The 26066-nt window shown below is 69.0% G+C and carries 24 protein-coding genes; 11 read left to right on the forward strand and 13 right to left on the reverse strand.

What is annotated here, in order from left to right; translation table 11 throughout:
• Positions 1-16 precede the first annotated feature (16 nt).
• Positions 17-976, reverse strand: coding sequence for an NAD(P)H-dependent flavin oxidoreductase (locus WS45_RS30855; RefSeq protein ID WP_059523892.1), 960 nt, complete (start codon positions 974-976; stop codon positions 17-19).
• 279 nt (positions 977-1255) lie between these two features.
• Between WS45_RS30855 and WS45_RS30860 the strand changes: the two genes are divergently transcribed.
• Positions 1256-2152 (forward strand): alpha/beta fold hydrolase, encoded by an 897-nt coding sequence (locus WS45_RS30860; RefSeq protein WP_059691383.1) that lies wholly within the window; start codon positions 1256-1258, stop codon positions 2150-2152.
• 48 nt (positions 2153-2200) lie between these two features.
• Here WS45_RS30860 and WS45_RS30865 read toward each other — a convergent pair whose 3' ends face one another.
• Complete coding sequence (locus WS45_RS30865) at positions 2201-2695, reverse strand: Lrp/AsnC family transcriptional regulator (RefSeq protein ID WP_059523896.1); 495 nt, start codon at positions 2693-2695, stop codon at positions 2201-2203.
• A gap of 113 nt (positions 2696-2808) precedes the next feature.
• Here WS45_RS30865 and WS45_RS30870 point away from each other — a divergent pair, with 113 nt between their 5' ends.
• Positions 2809-3711 carry a DMT family transporter gene (locus WS45_RS30870; protein WP_059703235.1) on the forward strand — a complete coding sequence of 301 codons (903 nt, stop codon included), beginning with the start codon at positions 2809-2811 and terminating at the stop codon, positions 3709-3711.
• Between the two features lie 233 nt (positions 3712-3944).
• On the opposite strand, the gene WS45_RS30875 is transcribed toward WS45_RS30870, so the two are convergent.
• From WS45_RS30875 to WS45_RS30895, 5 genes are read right to left on the reverse strand one after another with little or no spacing between them, the layout of a single operon-like run.
• On the reverse strand, positions 3945-4151 hold the full coding sequence (locus WS45_RS30875; RefSeq protein ID WP_006762224.1) for a DUF1289 domain-containing protein: 207 nt from the start codon (positions 4149-4151) through the stop codon (positions 3945-3947).
• Positions 4148-4654, reverse strand: a complete 507-nt coding sequence (locus tag WS45_RS30880) for a YbaK/EbsC family protein (protein ID WP_059523903.1) — start codon at positions 4652-4654, stop codon at positions 4148-4150. The genes WS45_RS30875 and WS45_RS30880 overlap by 4 nt, the downstream gene beginning before the upstream one ends.
• 22 nt (positions 4655-4676) lie before the next feature.
• Complete coding sequence (locus WS45_RS30885) at positions 4677-5609, reverse strand: hydroxymethylglutaryl-CoA lyase (protein ID WP_059691385.1); 933 nt, start codon at positions 5607-5609, stop codon at positions 4677-4679.
• 29 nt (positions 5610-5638) lie between these two features.
• The gene (locus WS45_RS30890) at positions 5639-6580 is read right to left on the reverse strand and encodes a 2-hydroxyacid dehydrogenase (protein WP_059703238.1); all 942 of its coding nucleotides are present in this window, start codon (positions 6578-6580) and stop codon (positions 5639-5641) included.
• A 4-nt stretch (positions 6581-6584) separates the two neighbouring features.
• A complete protein-coding gene (locus tag WS45_RS30895) occupies positions 6585-7022 on the reverse strand; it encodes a VOC family protein (RefSeq protein WP_044846155.1) in 438 nt (145 codons plus the stop codon).
• A 231-nt stretch (positions 7023-7253) separates the two neighbouring features.
• Between WS45_RS30895 and WS45_RS30900 the strand changes: the two genes are divergently transcribed.
• Complete coding sequence (locus WS45_RS30900; protein WP_059523910.1) at positions 7254-7877, forward strand: RBBP9/YdeN family alpha/beta hydrolase; 624 nt, start codon at positions 7254-7256, stop codon at positions 7875-7877.
• 54 nt (positions 7878-7931) lie between these two features.
• Here the strand turns inward: WS45_RS30900 and WS45_RS30905 are convergent, their stop codons facing one another.
• From WS45_RS30905 to WS45_RS30915, 3 genes are all read right to left on the reverse strand, one after another.
• The gene (locus WS45_RS30905) at positions 7932-10052 is read right to left on the reverse strand and encodes a phosphocholine-specific phospholipase C (protein ID WP_059523911.1); all 2121 of its coding nucleotides are present in this window, start codon (positions 10050-10052) and stop codon (positions 7932-7934) included.
• 50 nt (positions 10053-10102) lie between these two features.
• Complete coding sequence (locus tag WS45_RS30910) at positions 10103-10387, reverse strand: hypothetical protein (RefSeq protein ID WP_059691388.1); 285 nt, start codon at positions 10385-10387, stop codon at positions 10103-10105.
• 160 nt (positions 10388-10547) lie between these two features.
• Positions 10548-11468 carry a LysR substrate-binding domain-containing protein gene (locus WS45_RS30915; RefSeq protein ID WP_059703240.1) on the reverse strand — a complete coding sequence of 307 codons (921 nt, stop codon included), beginning with the start codon at positions 11466-11468 and terminating at the stop codon, positions 10548-10550.
• 114 nt (positions 11469-11582) lie between these two features.
• On the opposite strand from WS45_RS30915, the gene WS45_RS30920 reads away from it, so the two are divergent.
• Positions 11583-12221 (forward strand): glutathione S-transferase family protein, encoded by a 639-nt coding sequence (locus tag WS45_RS30920; protein ID WP_059703241.1) that lies wholly within the window; start codon positions 11583-11585, stop codon positions 12219-12221.
• Between the two features lie 97 nt (positions 12222-12318).
• On the opposite strand, the gene WS45_RS30925 is transcribed toward WS45_RS30920, so the two are convergent.
• The gene (locus WS45_RS30925; RefSeq protein ID WP_059703244.1) at positions 12319-13575 is read right to left on the reverse strand and encodes an MFS transporter; all 1257 of its coding nucleotides are present in this window, start codon (positions 13573-13575) and stop codon (positions 12319-12321) included.
• A 108-nt stretch (positions 13576-13683) separates the two neighbouring features.
• On the opposite strand from WS45_RS30925, the gene WS45_RS30930 reads away from it, so the two are divergent.
• From WS45_RS30930 to WS45_RS30940, 3 genes are all read left to right on the forward strand, one after another.
• Complete coding sequence (locus WS45_RS30930; protein WP_059691470.1) at positions 13684-14730, forward strand: LysR substrate-binding domain-containing protein; 1047 nt, start codon at positions 13684-13686, stop codon at positions 14728-14730.
• A gap of 104 nt (positions 14731-14834) precedes the next feature.
• Complete coding sequence (locus tag WS45_RS30935) at positions 14835-15035, forward strand: hypothetical protein (protein WP_059703246.1); 201 nt, start codon at positions 14835-14837, stop codon at positions 15033-15035.
• Positions 15035-15415: a type II toxin-antitoxin system VapC family toxin gene (locus tag WS45_RS30940; protein ID WP_059523923.1), complete on the forward strand. Its 381-nt coding sequence runs from the start codon at positions 15035-15037 to the stop codon at positions 15413-15415. Before WS45_RS30935 ends, WS45_RS30940 begins: the two co-directional genes overlap by 1 nt.
• A gap of 53 nt (positions 15416-15468) precedes the next feature.
• Here the strand turns inward: WS45_RS30940 and dapA are convergent, their stop codons facing one another.
• Positions 15469-16362, reverse strand: coding sequence for a 4-hydroxy-tetrahydrodipicolinate synthase (gene dapA / locus WS45_RS30945; RefSeq protein WP_059691392.1), 894 nt, complete (start codon positions 16360-16362; stop codon positions 15469-15471).
• Positions 16363-16814: 452 nt separating this feature from the next.
• Here dapA and WS45_RS30950 point away from each other — a divergent pair, with 452 nt between their 5' ends.
• The gene (locus WS45_RS30950) at positions 16815-17834 is read left to right on the forward strand and encodes a sulfate ABC transporter substrate-binding protein (RefSeq protein WP_059523927.1); all 1020 of its coding nucleotides are present in this window, start codon (positions 16815-16817) and stop codon (positions 17832-17834) included.
• Positions 17835-17990: 156 nt separating this feature from the next.
• Positions 17991-18959: an ion channel gene (locus WS45_RS30955; protein WP_059703248.1), complete on the forward strand. Its 969-nt coding sequence runs from the start codon at positions 17991-17993 to the stop codon at positions 18957-18959.
• A gap of 74 nt (positions 18960-19033) precedes the next feature.
• Here the strand turns inward: WS45_RS30955 and WS45_RS30960 are convergent, their stop codons facing one another.
• Positions 19034-19648: a glutathione S-transferase family protein gene (locus tag WS45_RS30960; RefSeq protein ID WP_059703250.1), complete on the reverse strand. Its 615-nt coding sequence runs from the start codon at positions 19646-19648 to the stop codon at positions 19034-19036.
• A 382-nt stretch (positions 19649-20030) separates the two neighbouring features.
• Between WS45_RS30960 and WS45_RS30965 the strand changes: the two genes are divergently transcribed.
• Positions 20031-20588, forward strand: coding sequence for a sugar O-acetyltransferase (locus WS45_RS30965; RefSeq protein WP_059703252.1), 558 nt, complete (start codon positions 20031-20033; stop codon positions 20586-20588).
• 1888 nt (positions 20589-22476) lie between these two features.
• Entirely contained in the window at positions 22477-26049 is a 3573-nt protein-coding gene (locus WS45_RS30970) for an indolepyruvate ferredoxin oxidoreductase family protein (RefSeq protein WP_059703254.1), read from the forward strand.
• The last annotated feature ends 17 nt before the right edge of the window (positions 26050-26066 follow it).

Raw genomic sequence — 26066 nt, forward strand, 5'->3', positions numbered from 1 at the left:
CAACCCGCCGCCCGCGTCAGCGTGCGATGCCGAGCCGTGCCTTCGCGTCGTCGTACTCGCGCTTCAGCCGCTCGACGAGCGCGCCGACGCTCGGCAGGTCGTCCATCAGGCCGACGCCCTGGCCGGCACCCCAGATGTCCTTCCACGCCTTCGCCTTGTCGCCGCCGAAATTCATCTTCGACTTGTCCGATTCCGGCAGCGCGTCCGGATCGAGGCCGGCCTTCTCGATGCTCTCGCGAATGTAGTTGCCGTGCACGCCGGTGAAGAGGTTCGTGTAGATGATGTCGGACGATTTCGCGTTGACGATCGCGCGCTTGTAGTCCTCGGCCGCGTGCGCTTCCTGCGTCGCGATGAAGCGCGTGCCCATGTACGCGAGGTCGGCGCCCATCGCCTGCGCGGCGAGGATCGAGCCGCCGTTCGCGATCGAGCCCGACAGCACGATCGGCCCGTCGAACATCTTGCGCACTTCGCCGACGAGCGCGAACGGCGACGTCGTGCCCGCGTGGCCGCCGGCGCCGGCCGCGACGAGGATCAGCCCGTCGACGCCGGCTTCGAGCGCCTTCTGCGCGTGGCGCAGGTTGATCACGTCGTGCAGCACGATGCCGCCGTAACCGTGCACCGCGTCGACGATCTCGCGCGCCGGCGCGCGCAGGCTCGTGATGAAGATCGGCACCTTGTGGTCGACGCATACGCGCACGTCATGCTCGAGCCGTACGTTCGACTGGTGGACGATCTGGTTGACCGCGATCGGGCCGATCACCGCATCCGGGTGCTTCGCCTTGTGGTCGGCGAGCTCGGACTGGATCTGCGTGAGCCACTCGTCGAGCAGTTCGGCCGGACGGGCGTTGAGCGCGGGAAATGATCCGACGATACCCGCCTTGCACTGCGCGAGCACGAGTTCGGGGTAGCTGACGATGAACATCGGCGACGCGATGACGGGCAGCGTCAGGTTCTGCAGGACGGCGGGCAATGCCATGTGATGTCTCCAGTCTCGAGGGGCGGCCGGATGCGGCGCGGTCGCGCCGATGCCGGCATCAATGCGTGGCGGTCGAACGGTGCTTCGAGTGTAGCGGTGCAGCGATGCGCTCATATTAATACGAACGGTCGTGCGATTCTACGCGAGCTTAGCAAACGGCGCGGCATGGCGACAATCGAGTGAGTGTTCTCTTTCTACGCATTCGGGCATCTGCCGCGCGCAGCAGTCGGCCGGGCGCTCCTACAATACCCGCCATAACAAACCAATGAGAAACAAACCATGTCGTTTGAGGCGTTTGCACCGTTTCGCGTGACGGTGCAGGACACCGACATCTTCGGTGTCAAAGGAGGCGCGGGGCCGCCGCTTCTGTTGCTGCACGGCCATCCGCAGACCCACATGATCTGGCATCGCGTCGCCGCGACGCTGGCGAATCACTTCACGGTGATCGCGACCGACCTGCGCGGCTACGGCGCGTCGGGCAGGCCGCCGAGCGACGCGCGGCATGCGCCGTATTCGAAACGCGCGATGGCGGCCGACCAGGTCGCCGTGATGCGGCATTTCGGCTTCGAGCAATTCCACGTCTGCGCGCACGATCGCGGCGCGCGCGTCGCGCACCGGCTCGCGCTCGATCATCCGGCGGCCGTCGAACGGATGATGCTGCTCGACATCGCGCCGACGCTCGCGATGTACGAGCAGACCGACCGCGCGTTCGCGACCGCATATTTCCACTGGTTCTTCCTGATCCAGCCGGCGCCGCTGCCCGAAACGCTGATCGAAGGCCGCACCGATGCGTACATCGAGCGCGTGATGGGCAACCGGTCCGCCGGGCTCGCGCCGTTCGCGCCGGAGGCGCTCGCCGCGTATCGCGCCGCGCTCGCGCAGCCGGGCGCGGTGCATGCGATGTGCGAGGACTACCGCGCGTCGGCGACGATCGATCTCGAGCACGACCGCGCGGATCTCGAGCGCGGCAACAAGGTCGCGTGCCCGCTGCGCGTGCTGTGGGGCGAAAACGGGATCGTCGGGCGCTGCTTCGATCCGCTCGACGAATGGCGGCGCGTCGCGCGCGACGTCAGCGGCCGCGCGCTCGATTGCGGGCACTACATTCCGGAGGAGGCGCCCGTCGCGCTGATCGACGAGCTGCTGGCGTTCTTCGAGGCGCGCGACGCGGCCGCGTGAGCGACGCCGGCCGCCGCGGCCGGCGCGGTGCTTGCCGCGCGGCGACGATCAGCGGCGCGTGGCGGCATCGTCGTCGACGAGCGGCGGCAGGCGGCGCGGCACCGGCGTCGATTTCACGATCGCCGTGCTCGTTTCCGCGCGCTCCGTCACCTTCGACAGGATGTCGTCGAGGTGCTCGATCGTGCGTAGATAGAGCCGGCAGATGAAGCAGTCCTCGCCGGTCACCTTGTCGCATTCGACGAACTCCGGAATCCGCCGCAACACTTCCTCGACGAGATGCAGCTGCCCCGGCAGCGGCTTCACGCGCACGATCGCCTGCAGCGTGTAGCCGAGCGCGCGCGGGTCGAGCTCGACGGTGAAACCCGCGATCACGCCCTGCGCTTCGAGCCGTCGCACGCGGTCGGCGGTCGCGGGCGCCGACAGCCCGATCTGGCGCGCCAGTTCGCTGGTGGCGATGCGCGCGTCCTCGGCGAGCGCGGCGAGGATCGCGCGGTCGGTCGCGTCCAGCGACGCGACGGCGGGCGGGGAAAGGCGTTTCGACATGATCGCTTTGCTTTCGAAGGTGAATCGATGTTTTCGCTTCAGTTTAGTCGTGGATGCGCGGAAAGCAAGTTCCTAGAATCGAAGTCATCCCCTCTCGTCAAACGGAGTCCATGATGGCCTCGAACGAAATCCGCCGCGGTGCCGCCGAGATGGTCGTCGCGATGATGATGTCCGGCACGATCGGCTGGCTCGTGATGTCGTCGCAGCAACCGCCCACCAACGTCGTGTTCTTCCGCTGCCTGTTCGGCGCCGCGACGCTCGCGATCGTCTGCGCGGCGCTCGGCTTCCTGCGCCGCGCGCTGTTCTCGCCGCGCATGCTCGTGCTCGCGACGCTCGGCAGCGTCGCGATCGTCGCGAACTGGCTGCTGCTGTTCGCCGCGTATTCGCGCGCGTCGATCTCGATGGCGACCGCCGTCTACAACACGCAGCCGTTCATGCTCGTCGCGCTCGGCGCGATCGTGTTCCGCGAACGGATCAGCGCGTCGACGATCGCGTGGCTCGCGCTCGCCTTCATCGGGCTCGTGTGCGTGGTGCGCGTCGAGCCGGCCGTGCTCGCGGTGCCCGGCGAATATCTCGAAGGCGTCGCGCTGTCGCTCGGCGCGGCGTTCCTGTACGCGGTGTCGTCGATCGTCACGAAGCATCTGAAGGGCACGCCGCCGCACCTGCTTGCGCTGCTGCAGGCCGGCCTCGGCATCGTGCTGCTCGCGCCGTTCGCGCACTTCGACGCGTTGCCCGCGACGGCCGCGCAGTGGGTCGATCTCGTCGTGCTCGGCGTCGTGAACACCGGCGTGATGTATGTGCTTCTGTACGGTGCGATCCAGAAGCTGCCGGTCGCGATGACGGGCGCGCTGTCGTTCGTCTATCCGGTCGTCGCGATCATCGTCGATCGCGTCGCGTTCGGGCAGACGCTCGCGTGGACGCAGGTGCTCGGCGCGCTGCTGATCCTGCTCGCGGCGGCCGGCGTGAACCTCGGCTGGCGCATCGTGCCCGCGCGTCGCGCGGCGGTCGGCAACTGAAACGGTCGTGCGATTCGGCTTGCCGCTTCGGCCTGCCGCTCCGGCAGGTTGCCGACACCCGCCGGCGCCGCGTCCGGGAACGAAGGTTGCACACGCAAACCGCTGTAAGAAGTTGTAGGGAAACACCCGATGCGACGCTGCAGCGTCGCTCGTATGATGCGGGCTGTGACGTTGATCACGTTCACAGGATTCCGATCTCATGCCGTTCGCCAAGCAGGCCGAACGGCATTTTTTTATGCGCCGCTCCGCGCGAGCAGGCGCCGCCGCGCGTCGAGCCGTGCGAGCAACGCGCGCCTCGCGTCGTCGTCCGACGCGCGCCATCCCTTGATCTCGTCGCGCGTGCGCAGGCAGCCCGCGCACCAGTCGGTGCGCGGATCGATCCTGCATACGTCGGTGCACGGCGACGCGACCGTGCCGACCGGTACCGGCACGTCGCTCATGCGTCGTTGCGCAGCGCGACGTCGGCGACCGGCGCGCCGGTCAGCGAGACGAGTTCCTGCGGCGACAGGTTGAACACCGCGTGCGGATGGCCGGCGGCCGCCCACAGGCTGTCCAGTTCGAGCAGGTCGGCGTCGATCAGCGTGACCGGTTCGACGAGATGGCCGATCGGGCAGACGCCGCCGATCGCGTAGCCGGTGTTGTCGCGCACGAACTTCGCATCGGCGCGGCCGACCGCGCCCACTTGCGCGGCGACCTTCTTCTCGTCGACGCGGTTCGCGCCGCTCGCGACGACGAGCACCGGCAGGCCGTCCGATTCGCGGCGAAACAGGATCGACTTCGCGATCTGCGCGACCTCGCAGCCGAGCCCGGCCGCGGCTTCGGCGGAAGTCTTGCCGGTTTCGGCGAGCATCACGATGCCTTTCGCGTGCCCGCGTTCGCGCAGCAGCAGCGCGACGCGTCGCGCGGAATCGGGGAGAGAGTCGAATGAAGCGGGTGTCGTCATGGAGAATCCGTCAGTGTCGGGGTCAGACGCAGCTCGGCGTGTCGGCCGCGCTCTGCGCCTTGGCGAGCAGTGCGCGACCGGCGCGCGACACGTTCGCGCGACCGATCGCATGGGAGATGAAGTCGCCGGCGGCGACCACCTGCGCGAGGTCGATGCCGGTGTCGATGCCGAGGCCCTGCATCAGGTACAGCACGTCCTCGGTCGCGACGTTGCCGGTCGCGCCCTTCGCATACGGGCAGCCGCCGAGGCCGGCGACCGACGCGTGAAAGATCTCGATCCCTTCGAACAGCGCCGCGTAGATGTTCGCGAGCGCCTGGCCGTAGGTGTCGTGGAAGTGGCCCGACAGCCGCTCGCGCGGAAACACCCGCGTGACGGCCGACAGCACTTCGCGCGTGCGCTTCGGCGTGCCGACGCCGATCGTGTCGGCGATGTCGATCTCGTCGCAGCCGAGCGCGGCGAAGCGTTCGACGACGTCGACGACCGAGGCGACCGGCACCTCGCCCTGATACGGGCAGCCGAGCGTGCACGACACGCTGCCGCGCAGCCGCAGGCCGGCATCCTTCGCGGCCTTCGCGACCGGCTCGAAGCGCGCGATGCTCTCGGCGATGCTGCAGTTGATGTTCCGCTGCGAGAACGCCTCGCTCGCCGCGCCGAAGATCACCACTTCGTCGGCGCGCGCGGCGAGCGCGTTCTCGAAGCCCTTCAGGTTCGGCGTGAGCACCGAATACACGGTGCCCGCGCGCCGCTCGATGCCGGCCATCACGTCGGCGCCGTCGGCCATCTGCGGCACCCATTTCGGCGACACGAACGACGCCGCTTCGATATTGCGGAAGCCGGCGCGCGACAGCCGGTCGACGAGCGCGATCTTCACGTCGGTCGGCACGAAGGTCTTTTCGTTCTGCAGCCCGTCGCGCGGGCCGACTTCGACGATCTTGACGGCGGTGGGGAACGTCATGGTTGTCTCCAGTTTCGTATAGGCGGAATTCAGTAGCCGCGCGTGTAGTCGACGATGCCGCCGACGCGCTCGCCGCGCTCGAGCGCGCGGATCTTGCCGGCGATCTGCTCGACGGCTTCGTCGCGCAGCGTCTCGGCCGAGCTGTGCGGCGTGATCGTGATGCGCGGCGCGCACCAGAACGGGTGATCGACGGGCAGCGGCTCGTGCTGGAACACGTCGAGCGTCGCGGCGGCGATCCGGCCGCTCGCGAGCGCGTCGAGCAAGTCGGCCTCGACGAGATGCGCGCCGCGTGCGACGTTCACCAGGTACGCACCCGGCGCCAGCCTCGCGAAGGTCCGTGCCGACAGGATTCCGTCGGTATCGCGCGTGCTCGGCAGCAGGTTCACGAGCACCTTCGCGCCGTCGATGCACGCGTCGAACGCGCCGTCGCCCGCGAAGGTCTCGACACCGTCGAGCCGTTTCGGGCTGCGGCTGTAGCCGCGCACCGGCAGGCCGAGCGCCGCGAGCGCCTGCGCGACCTGCGCGCCGAGCACGCCGAGACCGAGCACCGCGACGGTGAAACTCGCGCGCGGATGCGGCTCGAGCACCTGCCAGCGGCGCTCGCGCTGCAGCGCGTCGTATTCGTCGAAGCGGCGCAGGTAGCGCAGCACCGCGTGCGTCACGTATTCGATCATCTGCCGCGCCATGCCCGAATCCTCGAGACGCACCAGCGGCACGTCGCGCGGCAGCGTGCCGGGATGCGCGCGGTCGAGCGCGAGCAGCGCGTCGACGCCCGCGCCGAGATTGAAGATCGCGCGCAGGCCGTCGCGCGGCGCGAACAGCTCGCGCGGCGCGCGCCAGACGAGCGCGTAGTCGGCGGCGCCCGCGTCGCCCGGCTGCCACGCGCGCAGCTCGGCCTCGGGCAGCGCCCGCGCGATCGCGTCGCGCCATGCGTCGGCTTCCTGATGCGGCGAGTAGAACAGGATCTTCATGCGCCTACTTCGCGAACAGCTGGCCGATGTCGGCGAACGCCTTGAACTCCAGCGCGTTGCCGCACGGATCGAGGAAGAACATCGTCGCCTGCTCGCCGACCTCGCCCTTGAAGCGGATGTGCGGCTCGATCACGAAGCGCGTGTGCGCGGCCTTGAGCTTGTCGGCGAGCGCATGCCATTCATCCATCGACAGCACGACGCCGAAATGGCGCACGGGCACGTCGTCGCCGTCGACCGGGTTCACCGCGCTCTTGCCGGTTTCGTCCGGCGCGAGGTGCGCGACGAGCTGGTGCCCGAAGAAATCGAAGTCGACCCAGTGTTCCGAGCTGCGGCCTTCGGGGCAGCCGAGCAGGCCGCCGTAGAACGCGCGCGCGCCGGCGAGGCTCGACACGGGAAAGGCGAGATGGAACGGGCGCAGCGCGCCGGCGGGCGTAGCGGACATCGGGCGTCTCCTGTCGATCGGAACCGGCGCGGCGGCGCCCGGTTCGATCCGATGCAAGGCAAGCGGGAAGCCCACATTCTACGGTTTCGCGGCGCGTTGCGCCGCCGCGAGGCGGCCGGCCCGCGCCGCGCGGCCGTCCCGCGCAAAAGCAAAGCACAAAATATTGGTTCGGCCGCCGCGCGCGGCACGCCACAATCGAATCCCGTCTTCAAGCAACAAGCGAGGGCAATCATGCGCGCATGCAGCAAATCGGCGTGGCCGCCGCGGCTCGTGACCGTTCCGGGCCTGCACGGCAGCGAAGGCGCCCACTGGCAGACCTGGCTCGAGCGGCAGTTCCCGCGTTCGCTGCGCGTCGAACAGGCCGACTGGGATGCGCCGGATCTCGCGCGCTGGGCGCAGTCCGTGCGTGCGCTGCTCGACCGCGAGCGCGGCCCGTTCGTGCTGGCCGCGCACAGCTTCGGCTGCCTCGCGGCCGCGCATGCGCTCGCGCAATGGCCGCCGACGGCCGACGTCGCGGGCGTGCTGTTCGTCGCGCCGGCCAGTCCGAAGAAGTTCACCTTTGCCGGGCCGTTCGACGCGCGCCGGCTCGCGGTGCCGTCGATCGTGATCGGCAGCGAGACCGATCCGTGGATGCCGCTCGCCGATGCGCGCACGCTCGCACGGCGGCTCGGCAGCGCATTCGTCAATCTCGGCGACGCGGGACACATCAACACCGCGGCCGGCTTCGGACCGTGGCCGCGCGCGAAGTACTTCATCGACACATTGGTGCACTGCGCGGCGCCGCTGCGCTTTCGCGACGCGGACGACGGCTTCGACGCCGCGCTCGTCGACCGCGCGCTCGCGCACGCGATCTGACACTCACGCGCACGCGGTGCGCGGCCGGGGCCGCGCACCGCCGTGCCGCCGCGCTTACGACGCGGAAACGGGCCGCACCGCGGCCGGATCCGAGTAGCTCGGCCGGCCGTTCTCGACGTGGCCCGCGAAGCGGCGCGAGAACGTGCCGTTCGCGCCGTCGCTCACCGTCACGTCATACCAGTGATGGCTCGACGCGAGCGCCCATTGCTCGACGTGTTCGTCGCCGCCGTGCAGCGTCACCTGGCGCGCGGGCGTGCCGTATGCGTTGTCGGCCAGCGTCAGCGTCACGTGGCCCGCGCCATGGTTGCGCAGCTTCAGGTACAGGTTGCCGTTCGCGATGTCGTAGCCGGCCTTCACTTCCGGCTGCGCATGGTTGCGGCGGCGCGCCGTCGCGGCCGACACGTTGCCCGCGAACATCCGCACGAAGCCGTTCGGCCCGTACACCGAGAACGCATATGCGCCGTTCGTCTCCGTCAGGTCGAAGTCCGCGTGCAGCACGCGGCGCGCGCCGACCGTGTAGCGCCACGGGCCGTCGGTGCGGTTCGTCGCGTACACCTGGAAGTGCGCGCCCTGGTTGCCGCGGTTCGCGAACTCGATGCGCAACGTGTTGCCGCCGTAGAGGCTCGCGTTCACGTGCAGTTCGTACGGCAGCGCGCGCGCGGGCCGCACGCCGGGTTCCTGCGGATCGATCGGCGACGGCGTCGCGGGCACGGTCGGCGCGGGTTGCGACGTGCATTGCTGGTCGGCGATCGAGCGGTACTGGCTCGTGTCGGGCAGCGTCGGGAACGACGCGTCGGACGAGCGGAAGTCGAACGCGGCGGTGAGGTCGCCGCAGACGGTCCGGCGCCACGGCGTGATGTTCGGTTCGTCGACGCCGAAGCGCTCGCCGATGAAGCGGATCACCGACGTGTGGTCGAACACCTGCGAGCACACGAAGCCGCCTTTCGACCACGGCGACACGACCGTCATCGGCACGCGCGGCCCGAGGCCGTACGGCAGGCCGTCGGCCGTATAGCTGCCGCCGCGGCCGGGATTCACGACCGTGTGCAGCTCGCCGTCGGTGGTCACGGTCGATGCGCCCTGCGCGGCCGACGTCGGCGGCTGCGGCGGCACGACGTGATCGAAGAAGCCGTCGTTCTCGTCGTACATGATGAACAGCACCGTCTTCGCCCACACGTCCGGATTCGCCGTGAGCGCGTCGAGGATCTGCGACGTGTAGTTCGCGCCGTATGCCGGCGTGTATTTCGGGTGCTCGGAGAACACGGCGGGCGGCAGCAGCCACGACACCTGCGGCAGGCGGTCGTTGATCACGTCGTCCTTCAGGTTGTCGAGCGTGCGCACCGTCTGCGCGCGCTGGTACAGCGACGAGCCCGGCTTCGCGTTGATGAAGTTCGTGAAGTTCTGCAGGATGTTCGTGCCGTAGTTGCCGTTGTACGGATCGGCCCACGTGAGCCCCTGCTGGTAGATCTGCCACGACACGCCGCGCGCCTCGAGCCGTTCGGGGAAGGTCGTCCACGACAGCAGCTGGTACGCGGGCGGCAGGTCGCCGTCGACGTAGTCGGCGTTGTCGAGCAGCGGGCCGCCGAACTTGCCGGTCGGGTCGACCGTGCCCGTCATCAGGTACGAGCGGTTCGGGTGCGTCGGCCCCGGCAGCGAGCAGAAGTAGTTGTCGCACACGGTGAACGCATCGGCGAGCGCGTAGTGGAACGGGATGTCCTCGCGCACGTGATAGCCCATCGTCATGTCGGTCTTGTTCGCGGGCCACTGGTCGTAGCGGCCGCCGTCGATCGCCGCGTGGGTCTTCGCCCACGAGTGGTCGAGCGCGCCGAGGCACTGCGCGCTGGTCGTCTTCGTGTCGAGCCGGAAAGGCAGCACGGGCTTCGCCGGGTCTTCCTTCGACGGCTGGTACCACACCGGCTTGCCGTTCGGCAGCGGGATCGGGAAGCGGTCGTTGTAGCCGCGCACGCCGCGCAGGTGTCCGAAGTAATGGTCGAACGAACGGTTTTCCTGCATGAACACGACGATGTGCTCGACATCGCGGATCGTGCCGGTGCCGCGCGCGGCCGGAATCGCGAGCGCGCGGCGGATCGACTCGGGGAACGCGTTGAGCGCGACGGCCGCGCCCGCGGATTGTGCGACGGTATGCAGGAAACGGCGGCGGCTGGATGACGTCATGTTATTTCACCTCGGTTCTGCGATCGGGGGCAGGGACGGGAACGGCGGGATCAGTGCGCCGACGATGCGGCGACGCCGGACGCGCCCGCGTTCGCCGCGGGCTTCGTGTCGTCGTCATCGTCGGGCGGGTAGTGGACGACGGGCGGCGCGAGCGGCGCGGCATCGGACGCGGCGGCGTGCGCGCCCGCGTCGCTGTTGAACGCGCTCGCGGAGCCGGGCGATGCGCCGGCCTGTTGGGAGGCGTCGGCCGCGTGCGCGTCGTGCGGCGCGTCGTCGCTGCAGGCGGCGATGACGGTGGCGGCACATAGAACGACGACGAGGGCAACGCGACGCATGACTTCTCTCCTGGCAGGCGGATCGGGAAACGTTTTCGAGTATGCCGGTGCGATGCGACGATTCGGTGAATCGTTTGCGACCGGAGCATGATCGCGAACGGCTTTCGTCGAGCCGACTAAATGCTTTCGCGCGCTTCGCCGCGCAGGCGGGCGCCGTGTGTCAGCGGCGCGGCGTCCGGCGCCGCACTTCGCTGCGCAGCCAGTCGAGCCACGTACGGATCGCCGCTTCGCGCGGATGATCGGGGCGCCACACCACGTAGTGCGCATACACGTCGGTCACGCGCACCGTCGACACGCGCACGAGCGTGCCGGCCGCGAGTTCGGGTTCGATCAGCGAGCGGCGCGCGAGCGCGACGCCGCGTCCTTTCAGCGTCGCGTCGATCAATGCGTTCGCGTCGGTGAAGCGCGGCGCGCGCGCGGATTCGGTCAGGTCGAGCCGCGCGGCCTGGAACCACGGTTCCCACGGCTGCGCGGGATGGCGCAGCAGCGTCGCGCGCACGAGATCGGCCGGCGCGCGCGGCGCGATGCCGTCGCGATTGCGGTACGCGGGGCTCGCGACCGGGAATACCGTCTCGTTCATCAGCTTCTCGGCGACGACGCCCGGCCAGCTGCCGGGCCCGTAGCGCAGCGCGACGTCGATGCGGTCGCGCTTGCGCAGCGGCGCGAGCGCCGCGTCCGGATGCAGCACGATCGCGATGTGCGGACGCGCGGCCGCGAAGCGCGGCAGGCGTGGCACGAGCCAGCGCTCGGCGACGCTCGGCAGCACGCTCACGTTCAGCGTGACGTCGCAGGTACGCGGGCGGCTGCGCGCGGCGAGCGCCGGCTCGAACGCGCGTTCGAGCACACTCAGGCCCTGGCGCACCTGCAGCACGAGCGCATGCGCGGCATGTGTCGGCGTCGCGCCGCTGCGCTCGCGCGTGAACAGCGGATGGCCGAGCTGCGCTTCGAGCGCGCGGATGTGCTGGCTGACCGCGCCCTGCGTGAGCGCGAGTTCGTCGGCCGCGCGCGTGAAGCTCTGCAGCCGCACGGCGGCTTCGAACGCACGCAACGTCTGCAGCGGGGGAAGGTGAATGCGTCGCATCGCGCATTAGTATCACTAATGCCCGAGCACGACAATTCATCGTTTGCGGCGGCGGTCGATGCGTTCCTACACTCGGTGCCGTCTTTCAACAGGGGCCCACCGGGCAACGCCATCATGAACGCCTATCGTCTCTATCTTTCTCCGGGCGCATGTTCGCTCGCCGCTCACATCGCGCTCGAGGAAACCGGCGCGCCGTTCGACATCGAGATCGTGTCCGTGCGCGAGCAGCAGAACCTCGATGCGCGTTATCTCGCGATCAACCCGAAGGCGCGCGTGCCCGTGCTCGCGATTCCGGGCGAGCCGCGCGTGCTGACCGAAACGCCCGCGATCCTCACGTATCTCGCGCGCCGTCATCCGGACGCGCGGTTGCTGCCGCTCGACGATCCGCTGCGCGAGGCGCGTTGTCACGAATGGCTCGCCTGGCTGGTCGGCTGGGTGCATGGCGTCGGCTACGGCACGCTGTGGCGGCCGGGGCGCTTCATCGGCGATCCGGCGCTGCACGGTGCGGTCAGCGCGCACGGGCGCGACGTGATCGATGCGGCGAACGCCACGATCGAAGCCGCGCTCGTCGACGGACGCACATGGGCCGAGCCGGGCGGCCATTCGATCGTCGATCCGTTCCTGCTGGTGCTGTATCGCTGGGGCGTCGCGATCGGGCTCGACATGGCGCGGCATCTCGCGTGGACCGCGCACGCGCAGCGCGAGGCCGAGCGGCCGGCCGCGCGGCGTGCGCTGGCGCGCGAGGCGGCATGACGGTGGGCGGACGTCGTGGCATGCGCGCGATGGGCTGAATGCATGTGCAGCAAGCGGGACGGCGTCCGCGCGTGCCGCGCGCTGGCGATCGTGGTCGTTACCGCGCGAACAGCGGCCAGGTCGCAGCCGCGATCAGCGCGGCCGCGAGCCAGACCACGCTCCACGAGCTGACGGCGAGCAGCGGCGGAATCGCGAGCGGCGTCGCGAACAGCCCGAGATAGACGATCGTGTTCGCCATCCCGAGCGCGGTGCCGGCGTGGTTCGCGCCCGCGAGCGTCGCGAGTTCGGTATACGCGACGCCGTGCCACGCCGACACGCAGATGCCGGCGAACACGAGGATCGCGACGATCGCGGCGAGCGGCACGTGCGGGCTGCCGGCGGTGGCGGCCGCGAGCAGGGCGAACGAACCGGCCGCGACGCACACCGACCCGCGCAGGTACGCCCGTCGGTTGCCGTGCCGGTCGGTATGGCGGCCGCTCCACACGCGCATCACCATCGCGCCGAGCTGCAGCGCGACCATCGCCGCGCTGATGCCGGCCAGGCCGAGCCGGCCGAAATCGTGCAGGAATACGGTCGCGAACGTGAGCACCGCGAACTGCGGCGCACACAGCGCGCCGATGCCGAGCACGATGCGCCACACGCGGCCGCTCGCAAGCGGGCTGCGCGCGGGCGCGGCCGGCGGTTGCTGCGCGACGGGGCGGTGCGCGCCGGCCGGCGCCGCGGGCGGTTCGTGCAGCCAGCGCCACGTCAGCGCGGCCGATCCGGCGCACAGCAGCATCAACGCGCCGTACACCGCGGCGAAGCCCGCATGCGACGCGAGCGACGGCAGCAGCGCCGCGCCGACGCCGCCGCCGAGCGGCACGGCCGTCTGGCGGATGCTCATCGCGAGCCCGCGTTCGCGCTCGCCGAACCAGCGCATCACCGCGCGTCCGCTCGATCCGTTCACGCTGCCGCCGAGCAGGCCGACGCAGCACATCGCCGCGACGACCCGCATGAGCGGCGGCACCGCGTGCGCGGTCGGGACGATCGTGGCCACCATCAGCGCAAGCATCGCGGCCGTCGCGACGAGGCCCGTGAGGAGCACGCGACGATCGCCGAAGCGGTCGGCGGCGATGCCCCACGGCAACTCCGACAGCGCGACGCCGAAGCCGAGCGCGCCGAGCACGAGGCCGAGCGCGCCGTTGTCGAGGTGATAGGCCGAGCGCATCCACACGGCGGTGGTCGGAATGCCGGCCGCGGCCGCGGAAAAGCTCATGTTCGCGGCGACGCCGGCCGCGAGCACGCGCCAGCGATGGGCCGGGCCGCGCGCGGCGTGCGCGGGCGAGGACGGGGAAGCGAGGCAGGAGGTATCCATGGCGACAGGGCCCGTTCGGGAAATTGACATCGCCAGTGTGGCGACCTACATTCGTCCTGAAAATCGGAAAGTTTTTGATAAATCGTTCGATAAAACGGGATGATTGAAATGTCCGGACAAGACAATGCCCACGGCGCGGCGGCGCTCGCGGCACCCGACGCCACGCTGGCACGGCCGAACTTCGACGTCGCGGCGTTGCGCAGCCTGGTGGCGGGCGTGGATCTCGGCAGCTTCGCGAAGGCCGCCGATCGCGTCGCGCGTTCGTCGTCGGCGGTGAGCGCGCAGATCCGCAAGCTCGAGGAACAGGCCGGCACGCCGTTGTTCGTGAAGGCCGGACGCGGGCTCGCGCTGACCGACGCCGGCGACGCGATGCTGCGCTATGCACGGCGGATGATCGAGCTGAACGACGAAGCGGCTGCGGCGGTGCGCGGCGTGAATCTCGACGGCTGGGTGCGGGTCGGCCTGCAGGAGGACTTCGGCGAAGCGATCCTGCCCGACGTGCTCGGGCGTTTCGCGCGGGCGCATCCGAAGGTGAGGATCGAGGCGCGCGTCGCGCGCAATGCCGAGTTGCTCGAGCGGCTGGACGCGAACCAGCTCGATCTCGCGCTCGTGTGGGGCGACCCGGCGTCGGCGACGCTGGTGTCGCGCGCGGGCATCGACAGCGACGCGATCGCGCAGGTGCCGATGCAGTGGATCGCGGCGGTCGGCGCGAGCGGCTTCGGGATGCCGGACGGCGACGGGCCGGCGGACGCGGCCGACGACGACGGCGCGCGTCTTCGTGCGATGCGCGCGTCGGGCGAGCCGCTGCCGCTCGTGGTGTTCGACCGGCCGTGCCGCTTCTTCGGCGCGGCGACCGATGCGCTCGATCGCGCGGACGTGCCGTGGCGCGTTGCGTTCACGACGCCGAGCCTGGCCGGGCTGTGGGCCGCGGCGGCGGCCGGCCTCGGGTTGACGGTGCGCTCGCACTACGGGCTGCCCGCGTCGGTGCGCGTGCTCGACGCGGCGTCGTCCGGGCTGCCGGCGCTGCCGAGCCTGCCGTTGATGCTGCTGCGGCGTACGTCGTCGGCGACGCCGACCGTCGAGCGGCTCGCGCGGATCGTCACGCAGGCGGTGCGGGACGCGACGGCGGGGGAGGGGGTGGCGCTGGCGGCGTGACGAAACCTTTCGTGGCAGCGCGTCGGCGTCCCTCTGCTGATCGGCCGAATGGAACGATCGGGTGAACCCGACTACAGTGATGGACACCTGTACCGGAGGTCATCATGCAAAACGCGAAGCTGCCTAATGGATTTTCGATCGCCTCGTCCCAACTGGGCGACGTATCGAGCCCGGCTGACGGAATTCCCGTCGAATCGGCGAAGCTGCCGGTGCGATTCGGCGTCCTGCAAGGTCAGGCCTGGATCGCGAACGACTTCGACGCACCGCTGCCGGATTATCTGCTGGACGCATTCGAGGGACGCTGATGCGCTTGTTGCTCGATACGCACATCTTTCTATGGATCGTGACCAATGACCCGAAGCTGAGCACGCGGGCGCGCAAACTGATTTCCGCAGCCGACGAGCGCTTCGTCAGCAGTGCGAGCATCTGGGAGGCCGCCATCAAGGCGGGCCTCGGGAAGCTCGACATCGACGTGGGGCGATTGATCGGCTCGATCGGCACGAGCGGGGTGCGCGAACTGCCGGTTCGTGCCGTGCACGGGGCCGCAGTGCGTGATTTGCCGCACCATCATCGCGACCCGTTCGATCGCTTGCTCGTCGCGCAGGCTCGGCATGAACCGCTGAAACTCGTGACGGCCGACGCCCAGCTTGCACGCTACGGCCTGTCGGTGGTTCTGACTGTTTGAAACAATTCGGGTGCAGAACTCGTTGGTTGCCGAGCCGCGCAGCGCGTCGCTGCCTATGCCACGGCAATGTCCGGCTCGATCTCGTCGAGTGCAGCAAGCGTTGCTGCCAGCCTCTCCCGCAACCCCTCGCTCGCCGGCACGAACGGCAACCTCAGCCCGTCCTCGCACCACCCCTGCGCAGCCAGCACCGCCTTCACCGGCGCCGGATTCGGCTCCGCGAACAGGGCCGCGACGAGCGGCTGCAGCGCGACCGACAGCCGTCGCGCGTCGGCGAGCCGGCCGTCGCGCAGCAGCGCATGAATGCGCACATGCCATTCGGGCAGCACGTGCGCACTGCTGGCGATCGCGCCGTGCGCACCGGCACATAGCGCGGCGAAGTTCTGGTTGTCGTCGCCGGAGAGGATCGCGAGCGGCGTGTCGTGCACGAGCCGGCTCATCCGGTCGAGCGTCCCGCCGCACTCCTTGATGCCGGCGACGCGCGGATCGCGCGCGAGCGCCTGCAGCGTTTCCAGTTCGACGTTCACGCCGGTGCGGTACGGGATGTTGTAGACGAGGACCGGCAGGTCGGCCGCATCGACGATCGTTTCGACGTGGCGGCGGATTCCGTCCTGCGTCGGCCGAACATAGACGGGCGGCGTGACGAGCAGCCCGTCGGGTCGCAGCGCGGCGAGTTCGCGTGCGCGGGCGGCCGCGAAGTGCGTTGCGCTCGCAGTGAGCCCGACGACGATTGGCAGGCCGGGCACGGCATCGCGCAGCGTCGCGAACACGGCGTCCTGTTCGCGCGCGTCGAGCAGCACGCCTTCACCGGTCGTCGCGCCCGCGACGAAACCCGCGATGCCCGCCGCCGCATAGCGACGCGCGAGCCGCGCGAGCGCACCGTGGTCGACCTCGCCGTCGTGGAACGGCGTGATGATCGGCAGCCAGATACCTTCGAAACGTGTGTGCATGAAAAGCCTCAAGGTGGAAACGGAGTGGGAAGGAACCGTTCCGCCGGCGGTGTGCCGGAGCGAGGCATGCGAGCAAGGAGAATGAAACGACCTGCGTGCATCCCGTCCGGCATTCGCCTGACGGGACGCGACGTCCCCGTCAGTCGAGGAGTCGTTTTTTCAGTTTCAGCCCGGCCGCGCGCGCACCGGCCGCAATGGCGGCAAGGATCGAGGGCGAGCGCAGGGCAGCGGACATGGATGAACCGTGAAATGGGCTGAGCGGCGATCTTAACATCGGATCCGGCGCGTACGCGAGCGACGCGCGCCGTTTAGCAGAATTCGAGATTTGCTTTGCACGACAGATTGGAAAGCGCGCGGCGTCCGGCCGCTAGAATGCCCGCTTACGTTTCGATGACAGCGCGTACGCGTGCCGTCACGCACATTCACCACCACTGGAAACGGGGCATATCACGATGGCAAGCATCAACGGGATCGGCCGCTGGCTGCATACGGGCGCCGCGGCGGCGCTGGTCGTGGCGGCAACGGCCGCGCACGCGGACACGTCGATCCTGAACGTGTCGTACGACGTGACGCGCGAGCTGTACAAGGACATCAACACGAGCTTCGCCGCCGCGTACAAGCAGCAGACAGGCGAAACCGTGACGATCAAGCAGTCGCACGGCGCGTCGAGCGCGCAGGCGCTGTCGGTGCTGCAGGGGCTGCAGGCCGACGTCGTGACGATGAACCAGCCGAACGACATCGACCTGCTCGCCGAGCGCGGCCAGCTGCTGCCGAAGGACTGGCGCGCGCGCTTCCCCGACGGCAGCTCGCCGTACTCGACGACGATGGTGTTTCTCGTGCGCAAGGGCAATCCGAAGGCGATCAATGACTGGAGCGATCTCGCGAAGCCGGGCGTGCAGGTGATCATCGCGAACCCGAAGACGTCGGGTAACGGCCGCTACGCGTATCTCGCCGCGTGGGGCTACCAGAAGCAGAAGGGCGCGACCGACCAGCAGGCGCTCGACTTCGAGAAGGCGGTGTTCCGCAACGTCCCGGTGCTGGACTCGGGCGGCCGCGGCGCGACGACGACCTTCACGCAGCGCGGCATCGGCGACGTGCTCGTCACGTTCGAGAACGAGGTCGCGCTGATGGACACGGGCGCGTCGGGGGCGGAATTCGACGCCGTGTACCCGTCGGCGAGCATTCTCGCGGAGCCGCCCGTCGCCGTCGTCGACAAGGTCGTCGACAAGAAGGGCACGCGCAAGGTCGCGCAGGCGTATCTCGACTACCTGTACACGCCGCAGGCGCAGGAGATCATCGCGCGGCACCATCTGCGTCCGCGCGACGCGAACGTGCTGAAGAAGCATGCGGCCGAGTTCAAGCCGCTGAAGACGTTCAGCGTCGAGCAGGTTTTCGGCAGCTGGGCGAACGCGCAGAAGACCCACTTCGCCGACGGCGGCACGTTCGACCGCGTGATCGTCGACCGCAAGTAAGTACGCCGCACGCCGCGCGCGTGCCGGCGGGACGACCACGAAACCGGCCGCCCATGCGGCCGGCTTTTTGCGCCTCAGGCGAAAAGCCTGCGCCGCATCCCCGGCCGCCGCCTTCGCGTGCTACGCTCATCGCCTTCCTGCTTCAGGCCTCGCGCGATGAACGACGCTCCGTCCTCCCCAGCTTCCCGCGGCCGCGGCCGCAAGATCTGGTCGGGCACCCGCCCCGTGATTGCATACGGGATGCCGCCGCTCGGCTGGCGCGACCTCTATCACCGTGCGCTGACGGTGAGCTGGCCCGTATTCTTCCTGTCGCTCGCGGTGCTGTTCCTGCTGCTCAACGGCGGCTTCGCGACGCTTTACCTGCTCGGCCACGCGCCGATCGCGAACCAGTCGCCGCCCGGGTTCGTCGGCGCGTTCTTCTTCAGCGTCGAGACGCTCGCGACGGTCGGCTACGGCGACATGCATCCGCAGACCGTCTACGCGCACCTCGTCTCGACCTTCGAGATCTTCATCGGGATGTCGGGCATCGCGCTGGCGACCGGCCTCGTGTTCGCGCGCTTCTCGCGGCCGCAGGCGAAGATCCTGTTCGCGCGTTACGCGATCGTGCGCCCGCTGAACGGGCAGATGACGCTGATGGTGCGGGCCGCGAATGCGCGCCAGAACGTGATCGCCGAAGCGCAGGCAAAACTGCGGCTGATGCGCCTGGAAGGCACGCACGAGGGCTATACGCTGCGCAAGATCCACGACCTGCCGCTCGTGCGCAGCGAGCATCCGATCTTCCTGCTCGGCTGGAACCTGATGCACGTGATCGACGAAACGAGCCCGCTGTTCGGTGAAACCGCCGAGTCGCTCGCCGCGCACGATGCGTCGCTGCTGATCACCATCGAAGGTTCCGACGAGACGACCGCGCAAGTCATGCAGGCGCGCTACTCATGGGCGCATGCGGAAATCCGCTGGCGTCACCGTTATGTCGACCTGATGCACGACGAAGGCGGCATCACGCACATCGACTACACGCATTTTCACGAAATCGTGCCGGTCGACGCCGATACGGACGAGCGCGGCTCGCCGGGCGTGGTGGTCGGGGCCGATGCGGCGACGCAGGCGCCCGGGCCGGCTGCATGACACTGGCGAGCGGCGCGAACCGGCGCCGGCATTCGGTCGCGGCAGCCGCGATCGAATGCCGTGCCGTTCATGCGTCACGCATGCAGCAGACGCGCCGCTTCCCGCTGTTCGACCGCGACCGCGCGGCGATGGCCGTCGCGATCCTCGGCGCGCGCGACATAGTCGCCGAGCACGCCTTCGTGCGGCAGCAGGTGCGCGTCGAACGCGATCTTCAGTGTGCTGGCGAGCAGCAGGTCGGCCGCGGTGAAGTGATCGCCGACGAGCCAGCGGCTGTGGGCGAGCGTTTGCGCGAGCGCACGCTGCACGCGCGCGATGTTGCCCCAGCCGAAGGCGACCGGATTGCCCGACGCACCGGTGAATTTCTCGGCCATCGCGGGTTCGAGGCAGGTGGGCGTGAAGAACATCCATTGCAGGAAGCGGCCGCGCAGCGGATCGTCCGGCGCGATGCCGAGCCCGGCGCCCGGGCAGCGATCGGCGAGATAGAGCAGCACGGCGCCGGATTCGGCGAACGGTTCGCCGCCGTCGTCGAGCGCGGGCAGCTTGGCCATCGGATTGACCTGGACGAACGCGTCGCTGCCCTGTTCGTGCGAATGCAGGTCGATCGGCACGAGCTCGTAGACGGCGCCGATTTCCTCCAGCATCCACAGCGCCCGGAATGCCCGGGTCTTCGGCCAGTAGTAGAGCTTCATCGCGCCTCCGCGTCTCGGTGTGCGTGTCGGTTCGGTGGATGCTCAAGCGTACCCGAGCGGGAGAGGTTCGGACAGGGGCGAAAGGCGCAAGCGGGTAACGAATTTCCCGCAAAGCCCGGTGCCGCCGAAGTTCATGAAATAACTAGTTATTTGTTAACTAGTTATGAATTGATGTGTGGGCGCCCGGCCGATGCGGCAGCATCGGTGACGGATCGCGCGAGCCCGGACGACGTTCGTCGACCGCGCGCGAAACACGAAAACCGGGTCACCCCGCGCGGGGCGACCGAGGGATTGAATTCAGGCCAGGCGGTCGCATTCGGCGAGTCAGGTGCTGCGTGATGCGCAGCGTGCCGGTGTGATCGCGCACGGAGAACAGCAACGAATGGCGAACGACGCTCGCACCACGATCATTCCGCGACGCACGCCGGAATCGGCCGCGATGCGCGCGGAGCTCAAGCGGACGATGGCGATCACCGCGCGGCTCAACCGTCTGACCTTCGACGATGCGGACGAAGTCCGCGCATTGTTCGGAGAACTGATCGGCAAGCCGTTGGACGACGGCTTCCTGCTGATCCCGCCGTTCTACGCAACGGGTGGCGCCGATACGCGGATCGGCCGCAACGTGTTCGTCAACCAGAACTGCACGTTCTACGACCTCGGTGGCCTCGACATCGGCGACGACGTGATGATCGGCCCGAACGTCAGTCTCATCACGTCGGGCCATCCGGTCGAGCCGTCCCGCCGACGCGACGCCGTCGTCGCCCGGCCGATCGCGATCGGCCGCAACGTATGGATCGGCGCGGGCGCGACGATCATCGGCCGCGTGACGGTTGGCGAGAACGCGGTCGTCGGTGCGGGTTCCGTCGTGACGCGCGACGTTCCGCCGAATACGCTGGTCGGCGGAAACCCGGCGCGGATCATCCGTTCGATTGCCGAATGACGGCGCTTGCGGGTGCGGCCCGCTGCGCAGCGAATGTGGACAACCGGCCGCGCCGTTCACTCGAAATGCTGTGAATTCGACCGGTGAGCGTGCACCCGGAGGTCGAATTGGCGGGGCTGTCCGGCATGTGATGCCGATCGCTGGCGGGGGCGGGAGCCGACGTTGCCGATGCGCCGGCGGAAAATGTTCGCGCCGGGCCGGTTGTGGATATCCCGGCCTCTAAACCACTCGGCATGCTGTGCATTTCACCGGTGAGTGCGACGGCGTGCGACCGGATGCGCGAGGCAGGGTGTGGACAACCGGGCTCCCGACGACGAAAAAAGCTGTGCCCTCGAACGGTGAGCGCCGTCGACCGATTGCGCGTGAGGCTTGCCGGGTGTGGACTTCCGGGCGTCGCGCGAAATCCGGAACGCCGCGCATTCTAACGGCGCGTGCGGATCGGCGATAGCTCCGCACGCGTATCGCGGTGTGGATATCCTGCCGCGCGATTCACTCGAAGCGCTGTGTATTTCAATGGTGAGCGTCGCGCCCGGCCGAACCGGGTGTCGGCTTGCGCGCTTGTTCGTGATCGTCGATCGCGGCTTCGAGGGTCGCGCATTCTAACCGCACTCGCGATTGCGCGTTTCATTCGAGTATGTGCCGCGATGTGGATATCCGGTCGCCGAAACCAGTCGACGTGCTGTGTATTTCAGCGGTGAGCGCGGGCGCGTGCGGCTCGGCCATGTCGGTGCGAGTCCCGACCGACGGGCCTCGGCGGGGTTGCGGGCACCGCTGTTCACACCCGAATCGGCGACTGCGTGCGACACCGTGGCGACGCTCACCGTTGAATTTCACAGCGTTTCGAGTGGTCGTGGGTCGGGCTATCCACACCCGGGCCGGCGTCCTTGCTCGATCGCCATCCTGCCGCTCACCATCGGAATTCACAGCGTTTCGAGTCGTCGTGGATCGCGCTGTTCACACCGGGATCGGCGCGCTCTTTCGATCGAGGGCCGTCGCTCACCGTCGAATTTCACAGCGTTTCGATTCGCCGCGAGTTGGGCTGTCCACACCTGAATCGGCATATTCGTTCGGTCGCGTGCCGGCGCTCACCATCGAAATTCACAGGGTTTTTAGTGTCTGGCGGCGACGATATCCACACGCGGATCTGCGCCGCGTTCAGTTGCGCGACGGCATGTTCCGGTGAACGCCAAAGCCGCGCCAGTGCTCGCGCAGGGACGCCCATCCGCGCAGAAGCCGGCACCCGACGCGAGCCCGCCGCGCACACGCCTGCATTGCCGTGACGACCGGACCGCCGCTCCCGAGCAACGCGAGCGCGGACAGCGGTGTGGATATCTCCCGCCGACATCGACTCGTCGCGCTGTGAATTTCAACGGTGAGCGTCGGCATCCGCTCGAACCGCGGAGCGATCGAGGTGTGGACATCCGGCCTTCGACGCGACTCGAAACCCTGTGCAATCGACTGGTGAGCACGCCACCCGCTTCGCCCGCGGCCCCCGGCATTGTGGACATCCCGCATCCGCGACCAATCCGAACGCTGTGCATCCGACGGGTGAGGACGCGCCCGTTCCGCCGCGCGAACCCTTGCCACACGGCCCGCGAGCGCCCACCGCAGGGGGCGCGGGCCGCCTCCCGCATGTCCCCGCGTTTTCGACGCAACCGCTTCGTCCACGCCGATGCGCCTCCGGAAGCCGTCCGCCACCCCGCGCGAAAACTCACTCAATTCCCGGTCAAAACCTGCGCAGTTTTTCTCACTCCGGCGTCGCCCGAGCAAGATGAGAAAAAACTTTCTCGCCTTCCCGCGAAAAAATAGAGCCATCCAGTTGCTCCATGGCCGGCGTCGCCCGACGCCCCGGTGCACGGCATAGAACACACAATCAGGAGACATCCCCATGACCGCCCGACTGCCCGTCGACGGCACGCCCGCTCTATCCGACTACCGCCTGACCGACAACCTGACCGCCACGCGCGGCCGGATCTTCCTGACCGGCACGCAGGCGCTGGTGCGCCTGTTGCTGATGCAGCGCGCATCCGACACCGCGCAGGGCCTGAACACGGCCGGCTTCGTCAGCGGCTACCGCGGCTCGCCGCTCGGGATGGTCGACCAGCAGCTGTGGAAGGCGAAGAAACTGCTCGACGGCAGCGGCGTGCGCTTCCTGCCCGCGATCAACGAGGAACTCGGCGGCACCGCAGTGCTCGGCACGCAGCGCGTCGAGGCCGACCCGGAGCGCACCGTCGACGGCGTGTATGCGATGTGGTACGGCAAGGGCCCCGGCGTCGACCGCGCCGGCGACGCGCTGAAGCACGGCAACGCATATGGCTCGTCGCCGCACGGCGGCGTGCTGGTGGTGGCGGGCGACGACCACGGCTGCGTGTCGTCGTCGATGCCGCACCAGAGCGACTTCGCGATGATCGCGTGGCACATGCCGGTCGTGAACCCGTCGAACATCGCCGACATGCTCGAGTTCGGCCTGTACGGCTGGGCGCTGTCGCGCTTCTCGGGTGCGTGGGTCGGCTTCAAGGCGATCTCGGAGACCGTCGAGTCGGGCTCGACCGTCGATCTCGACGCGCTGCAGACGCAATGGCCGGCGCCGGCGGGCTTCACGCCGCCGGCGGGCGGCCTGCACAACCGCTGGCCCGACCTGCCGAGCCTGACGATCGAGGCGCGTCTCGCGGCGAAGCTCGACGCGGTGCGCCATTTCGCGCGCACCAACAGCATCGACAAGTGGATCGCACCGAGCGCGCACGCGAACGTCGGCATCGTCACGTGCGGCAAGGCGCACCTCGACCTGATGGAAGCGCTGCGCCGGCTCGACCTCACGGTCGCCGACCTGGAAGCGGCCGGCGTGCGGATCTACAAGGTCGGCCTGTCGTATCCGCTCGAGATGACGCGGATCGAAACCTTCGTCGACGGCCTGTCGGAAGTGCTCGTCATCGAAGAGAAGGGCCCGGTGATCGAGCAGCAGATCAAGGACTACCTGTACAACCGCGCGGACGGTGCGCGCCCGCGCGTGCTCGGCAAGCACGATGCCGAAGGCGCGTGCCTGCTGTCCGAACTGGGCGAACTGCGCCCGTCGCGCATTCTGCCGGTGTTCGCCACCTGGCTCGCGCGTCACAAGCCGGCGCTGGATCGCCGCGAGCGCGTCGTCGATCTCGTCGCGCCGCAGATCCTGTCGAACGAGGCGGACGCGGTGAAGCGCACGCCGTACTTCTGCTCCGGCTGCCCGCACAACACGTCGACGAAGGTGCCGGAAGGCTCGATCGCGCAGGCCGGCATCGGCTGCCACTTCATGGCGTCATGGATGGAGCGCGACACGACGGGCCTGATCCAGATGGGCGGCGAGGGCGTCGACTGGGCCGCGCACGCGATGTTCACCAACACGAAGCACGTGTTCCAGAACCTCGGCGACGGCACCTATTTCCATTCGGGCATTCTCGCGATCCGCCAGGCGGTCGCCGCGAAAGCGAACATCACGTACAAGATTCTCTACAACGATGCGGTCGCGATGACGGGCGGCCAGCCGGTCGACGGCAGCATCTCGGTGCCGCAGATCGCGCGGCAGGTCGAGGCGGAAGGCGTGTCGCGCTTCGTCGTGGTGTCCGACGAACCGGAGAAGTACGACGGCCATCACGGCCTGTTCCCGAAGGGCACGACGTTCCATCACCGCAGCGAGCTCGACGCGGTGCAGCGCGAGCTGCGCGAGACGCCGGGTGTCACCGTGCTGATCTACGACCAGACCTGCGCGGCCGAGAAGCGCCGCCGCCGCAAGAAGGGCGAGTTCCCCGACCCGGACAAGCGCCTGTTCATCAACGACGCGGTGTGCGAAGGCTGCGGCGACTGCGGCGTGCAGTCGAACTGCCTGTCCGTCGAGCCGCTCGAGACGCCGCTCGGCCGCAAGCGCCGCATCGACCAGTCGTCGTGCAACAAGGATTACTCGTGCGTGAACGGCTTTTGCCCGAGCTTCGTGACGGTCGAAGGCGCGGCGCTGAAGAAGGCCGCGGGCGCGGCGTTCGACGAGGCGGCGCTCGCCGTGCGCGTCGACGCGCTGCCCGTGCCCGTGACGCATCTCGACGCGGCGCCGTACGACATGCTCGTCACCGGCGTGGGCGGCACGGGTGTCGTGACGGTCGGCGCGCTGATCAGCATGGCCGCGCACCTCGAAGGCAAGAGCGCGTCGGTGCTCGACTTCATGGGCTTCGCGCAGAAGGGCGGCTCGGTGCTGTCGTTCGTGCGGATCGCGTCGAGCGACCGGTGGCTGAACCAGGTGCGCATCGACACGCAGCAGGCCGACGTGCTGCTCGCGTGCGACATGGTCGTCGGCGCGAGCGCCGAGGCGCTGCAGACGGTGCGCCACGAGCGCACGCGGATCGTCGTCAACACGCACCGGATTCCGAACGCGTCGTTCGTGCAGAACCCGGACGCGAACCTGCACGCGGATGCGCTGCTCGAAAAAATGCACCATGCGGCCGGTGAAGGCTACCTGTCGAGCTGCGACGCGCAGGCGCTCGCCGCGAAGTTCCTCGGCGATTCGATCGGCGCGAACATCCTGATGCTCGGCTACGCATGGCAGCTCGGCCTCGTGCCGGTGTCGCTCGCCGCGATGATGCGCGCGATCGAGCTGAACAACGTCGCGGTGCCGATGAACAAGCTCGCGTTCGCGATCGGCCGGATGGCGGCCGGCGACGCGGCGGGCCTCGATGCGTTGTGGAACGCGCGTCACGCGGTGGCCGCGGCGGTCGCGCCCGAGACGCTCGCCGAACTGATCGCCGATCGCGAAGCGCGCCTCGACGCATACGGCGGCGCGCGATACGTCGAGCGCTACCGCGCGCTGGTGAGCGCGGCGCGCGCGAAGGGCGACGATGCGCTGACGCGTGCCGTCGCGACGACGTTCTACCGGCTGCTCGCGGTGAAGGACGAATACGAAGTCGCGCGGCTGTATGCGGACGGCGCGTTCCGCACGGCGCTCGAAGCGCAGTTCGAAGGCGTGCCGGGGCAGGACTATCGCGTGAAGTTCAACCTGGCGCCGCCGACGGTCGCGAAGGCCGGGCGCGACGGCAGCGCGCCGAAGAAGCGCGTGTTCGGCCAGTGGATGTGGCCGGTGCTCGGCACGCTCGCGCGCGTGCGCGGCCTGCGCGGCACGTGGCTCGATCCGTTCGGCCGCACCGCCGAGCGCAGGATGGAGCGCGCGCTCGCGGACGACTACGAGACGACGCTCACGCGCGCGCTCGCCACGACGACCGCCGGCAATGCGGCGCAGGTCGCGCAGCTTGCGGATCTTCACGCCCGCGTGCGCGGCTTCGGTCACGTGAAGGTGCGCAACCTCGCGGGCGTGAAGCGCGCGGAGCGCGAGCTCGCGCTGCAACTCGGCATCGACGCGGCGACGAGCGCGGCCGTGCAGCACGCGCTCGACGAGATGAAGGGCGCGGGGATGCTGAAGGGAATCCCGGTCGTGATCGCGAAGTGACGCAAACACGTGCGGAT

The sequence above is a fragment of the Burkholderia sp. RF2-non_BP3 genome, from assembly GCF_001522185.1.
GTDB lineage: Bacteria > Pseudomonadota > Gammaproteobacteria > Burkholderiales > Burkholderiaceae > Burkholderia > Burkholderia diffusa.

What these genes read in the sequence shown, in the direction of transcription:
- WS45_RS30965 (WP_059703252.1), top strand. Translation starts at nt 20,031, where the DNA reads ATGGCGAACGACGCTCGCACCACGATCATTCCGCGACGCACGCCGGAA.
- WS45_RS30930 (WP_059691470.1), top strand. Translation starts at nt 13,684, where the DNA reads ATGTCCGGACAAGACAATGCCCACGGCGCGGCGGCGCTCGCGGCACCC.
- dapA (WP_059691392.1), bottom strand. Translation starts at nt 16,362, where the DNA reads ATGCACACACGTTTCGAAGGTATCTGGCTGCCGATCATCACGCCGTTC.
- WS45_RS30865 (WP_059523896.1), bottom strand. Translation starts at nt 2,695, where the DNA reads ATGTCGAAACGCCTTTCCCCGCCCGCCGTCGCGTCGCTGGACGCGACC.
- WS45_RS30940 (WP_059523923.1), top strand. Translation starts at nt 15,035, where the DNA reads ATGCGCTTGTTGCTCGATACGCACATCTTTCTATGGATCGTGACCAAT.
- WS45_RS30925 (WP_059703244.1), bottom strand. Translation starts at nt 13,575, where the DNA reads ATGGATACCTCCTGCCTCGCTTCCCCGTCCTCGCCCGCGCACGCCGCG.
- WS45_RS30950 (WP_059523927.1), top strand. Translation starts at nt 16,815, where the DNA reads ATGGCAAGCATCAACGGGATCGGCCGCTGGCTGCATACGGGCGCCGCG.
- WS45_RS30955 (WP_059703248.1), top strand. Translation starts at nt 17,991, where the DNA reads ATGAACGACGCTCCGTCCTCCCCAGCTTCCCGCGGCCGCGGCCGCAAG.
- WS45_RS30870 (WP_059703235.1), top strand. Translation starts at nt 2,809, where the DNA reads ATGGCCTCGAACGAAATCCGCCGCGGTGCCGCCGAGATGGTCGTCGCG.
- WS45_RS30885 (WP_059691385.1), bottom strand. Translation starts at nt 5,609, where the DNA reads ATGACGTTCCCCACCGCCGTCAAGATCGTCGAAGTCGGCCCGCGCGAC.
- WS45_RS30910 (WP_059691388.1), bottom strand. Translation starts at nt 10,387, where the DNA reads ATGCGTCGCGTTGCCCTCGTCGTCGTTCTATGTGCCGCCACCGTCATC.
- WS45_RS30860 (WP_059691383.1), top strand. Translation starts at nt 1,256, where the DNA reads ATGTCGTTTGAGGCGTTTGCACCGTTTCGCGTGACGGTGCAGGACACC.
- WS45_RS30880 (WP_059523903.1), bottom strand. Translation starts at nt 4,654, where the DNA reads ATGACGACACCCGCTTCATTCGACTCTCTCCCCGATTCCGCGCGACGC.
- WS45_RS30890 (WP_059703238.1), bottom strand. Translation starts at nt 6,580, where the DNA reads ATGAAGATCCTGTTCTACTCGCCGCATCAGGAAGCCGACGCATGGCGC.
- WS45_RS30920 (WP_059703241.1), top strand. Translation starts at nt 11,583, where the DNA reads ATGAACGCCTATCGTCTCTATCTTTCTCCGGGCGCATGTTCGCTCGCC.
- WS45_RS30915 (WP_059703240.1), bottom strand. Translation starts at nt 11,468, where the DNA reads ATGCGACGCATTCACCTTCCCCCGCTGCAGACGTTGCGTGCGTTCGAA.
- WS45_RS30970 (WP_059703254.1), top strand. Translation starts at nt 22,477, where the DNA reads ATGACCGCCCGACTGCCCGTCGACGGCACGCCCGCTCTATCCGACTAC.
- WS45_RS30895 (WP_044846155.1), bottom strand. Translation starts at nt 7,022, where the DNA reads ATGTCCGCTACGCCCGCCGGCGCGCTGCGCCCGTTCCATCTCGCCTTT.
- WS45_RS30855 (WP_059523892.1), bottom strand. Translation starts at nt 976, where the DNA reads ATGGCATTGCCCGCCGTCCTGCAGAACCTGACGCTGCCCGTCATCGCG.
- WS45_RS30935 (WP_059703246.1), top strand. Translation starts at nt 14,835, where the DNA reads ATGCAAAACGCGAAGCTGCCTAATGGATTTTCGATCGCCTCGTCCCAA.
- WS45_RS30960 (WP_059703250.1), bottom strand. Translation starts at nt 19,648, where the DNA reads ATGAAGCTCTACTACTGGCCGAAGACCCGGGCATTCCGGGCGCTGTGG.
- WS45_RS30875 (WP_006762224.1), bottom strand. Translation starts at nt 4,151, where the DNA reads ATGAGCGACGTGCCGGTACCGGTCGGCACGGTCGCGTCGCCGTGCACC.
- WS45_RS30900 (WP_059523910.1), top strand. Translation starts at nt 7,254, where the DNA reads ATGCGCGCATGCAGCAAATCGGCGTGGCCGCCGCGGCTCGTGACCGTT.
- WS45_RS30905 (WP_059523911.1), bottom strand. Translation starts at nt 10,052, where the DNA reads ATGACGTCATCCAGCCGCCGCCGTTTCCTGCATACCGTCGCACAATCC.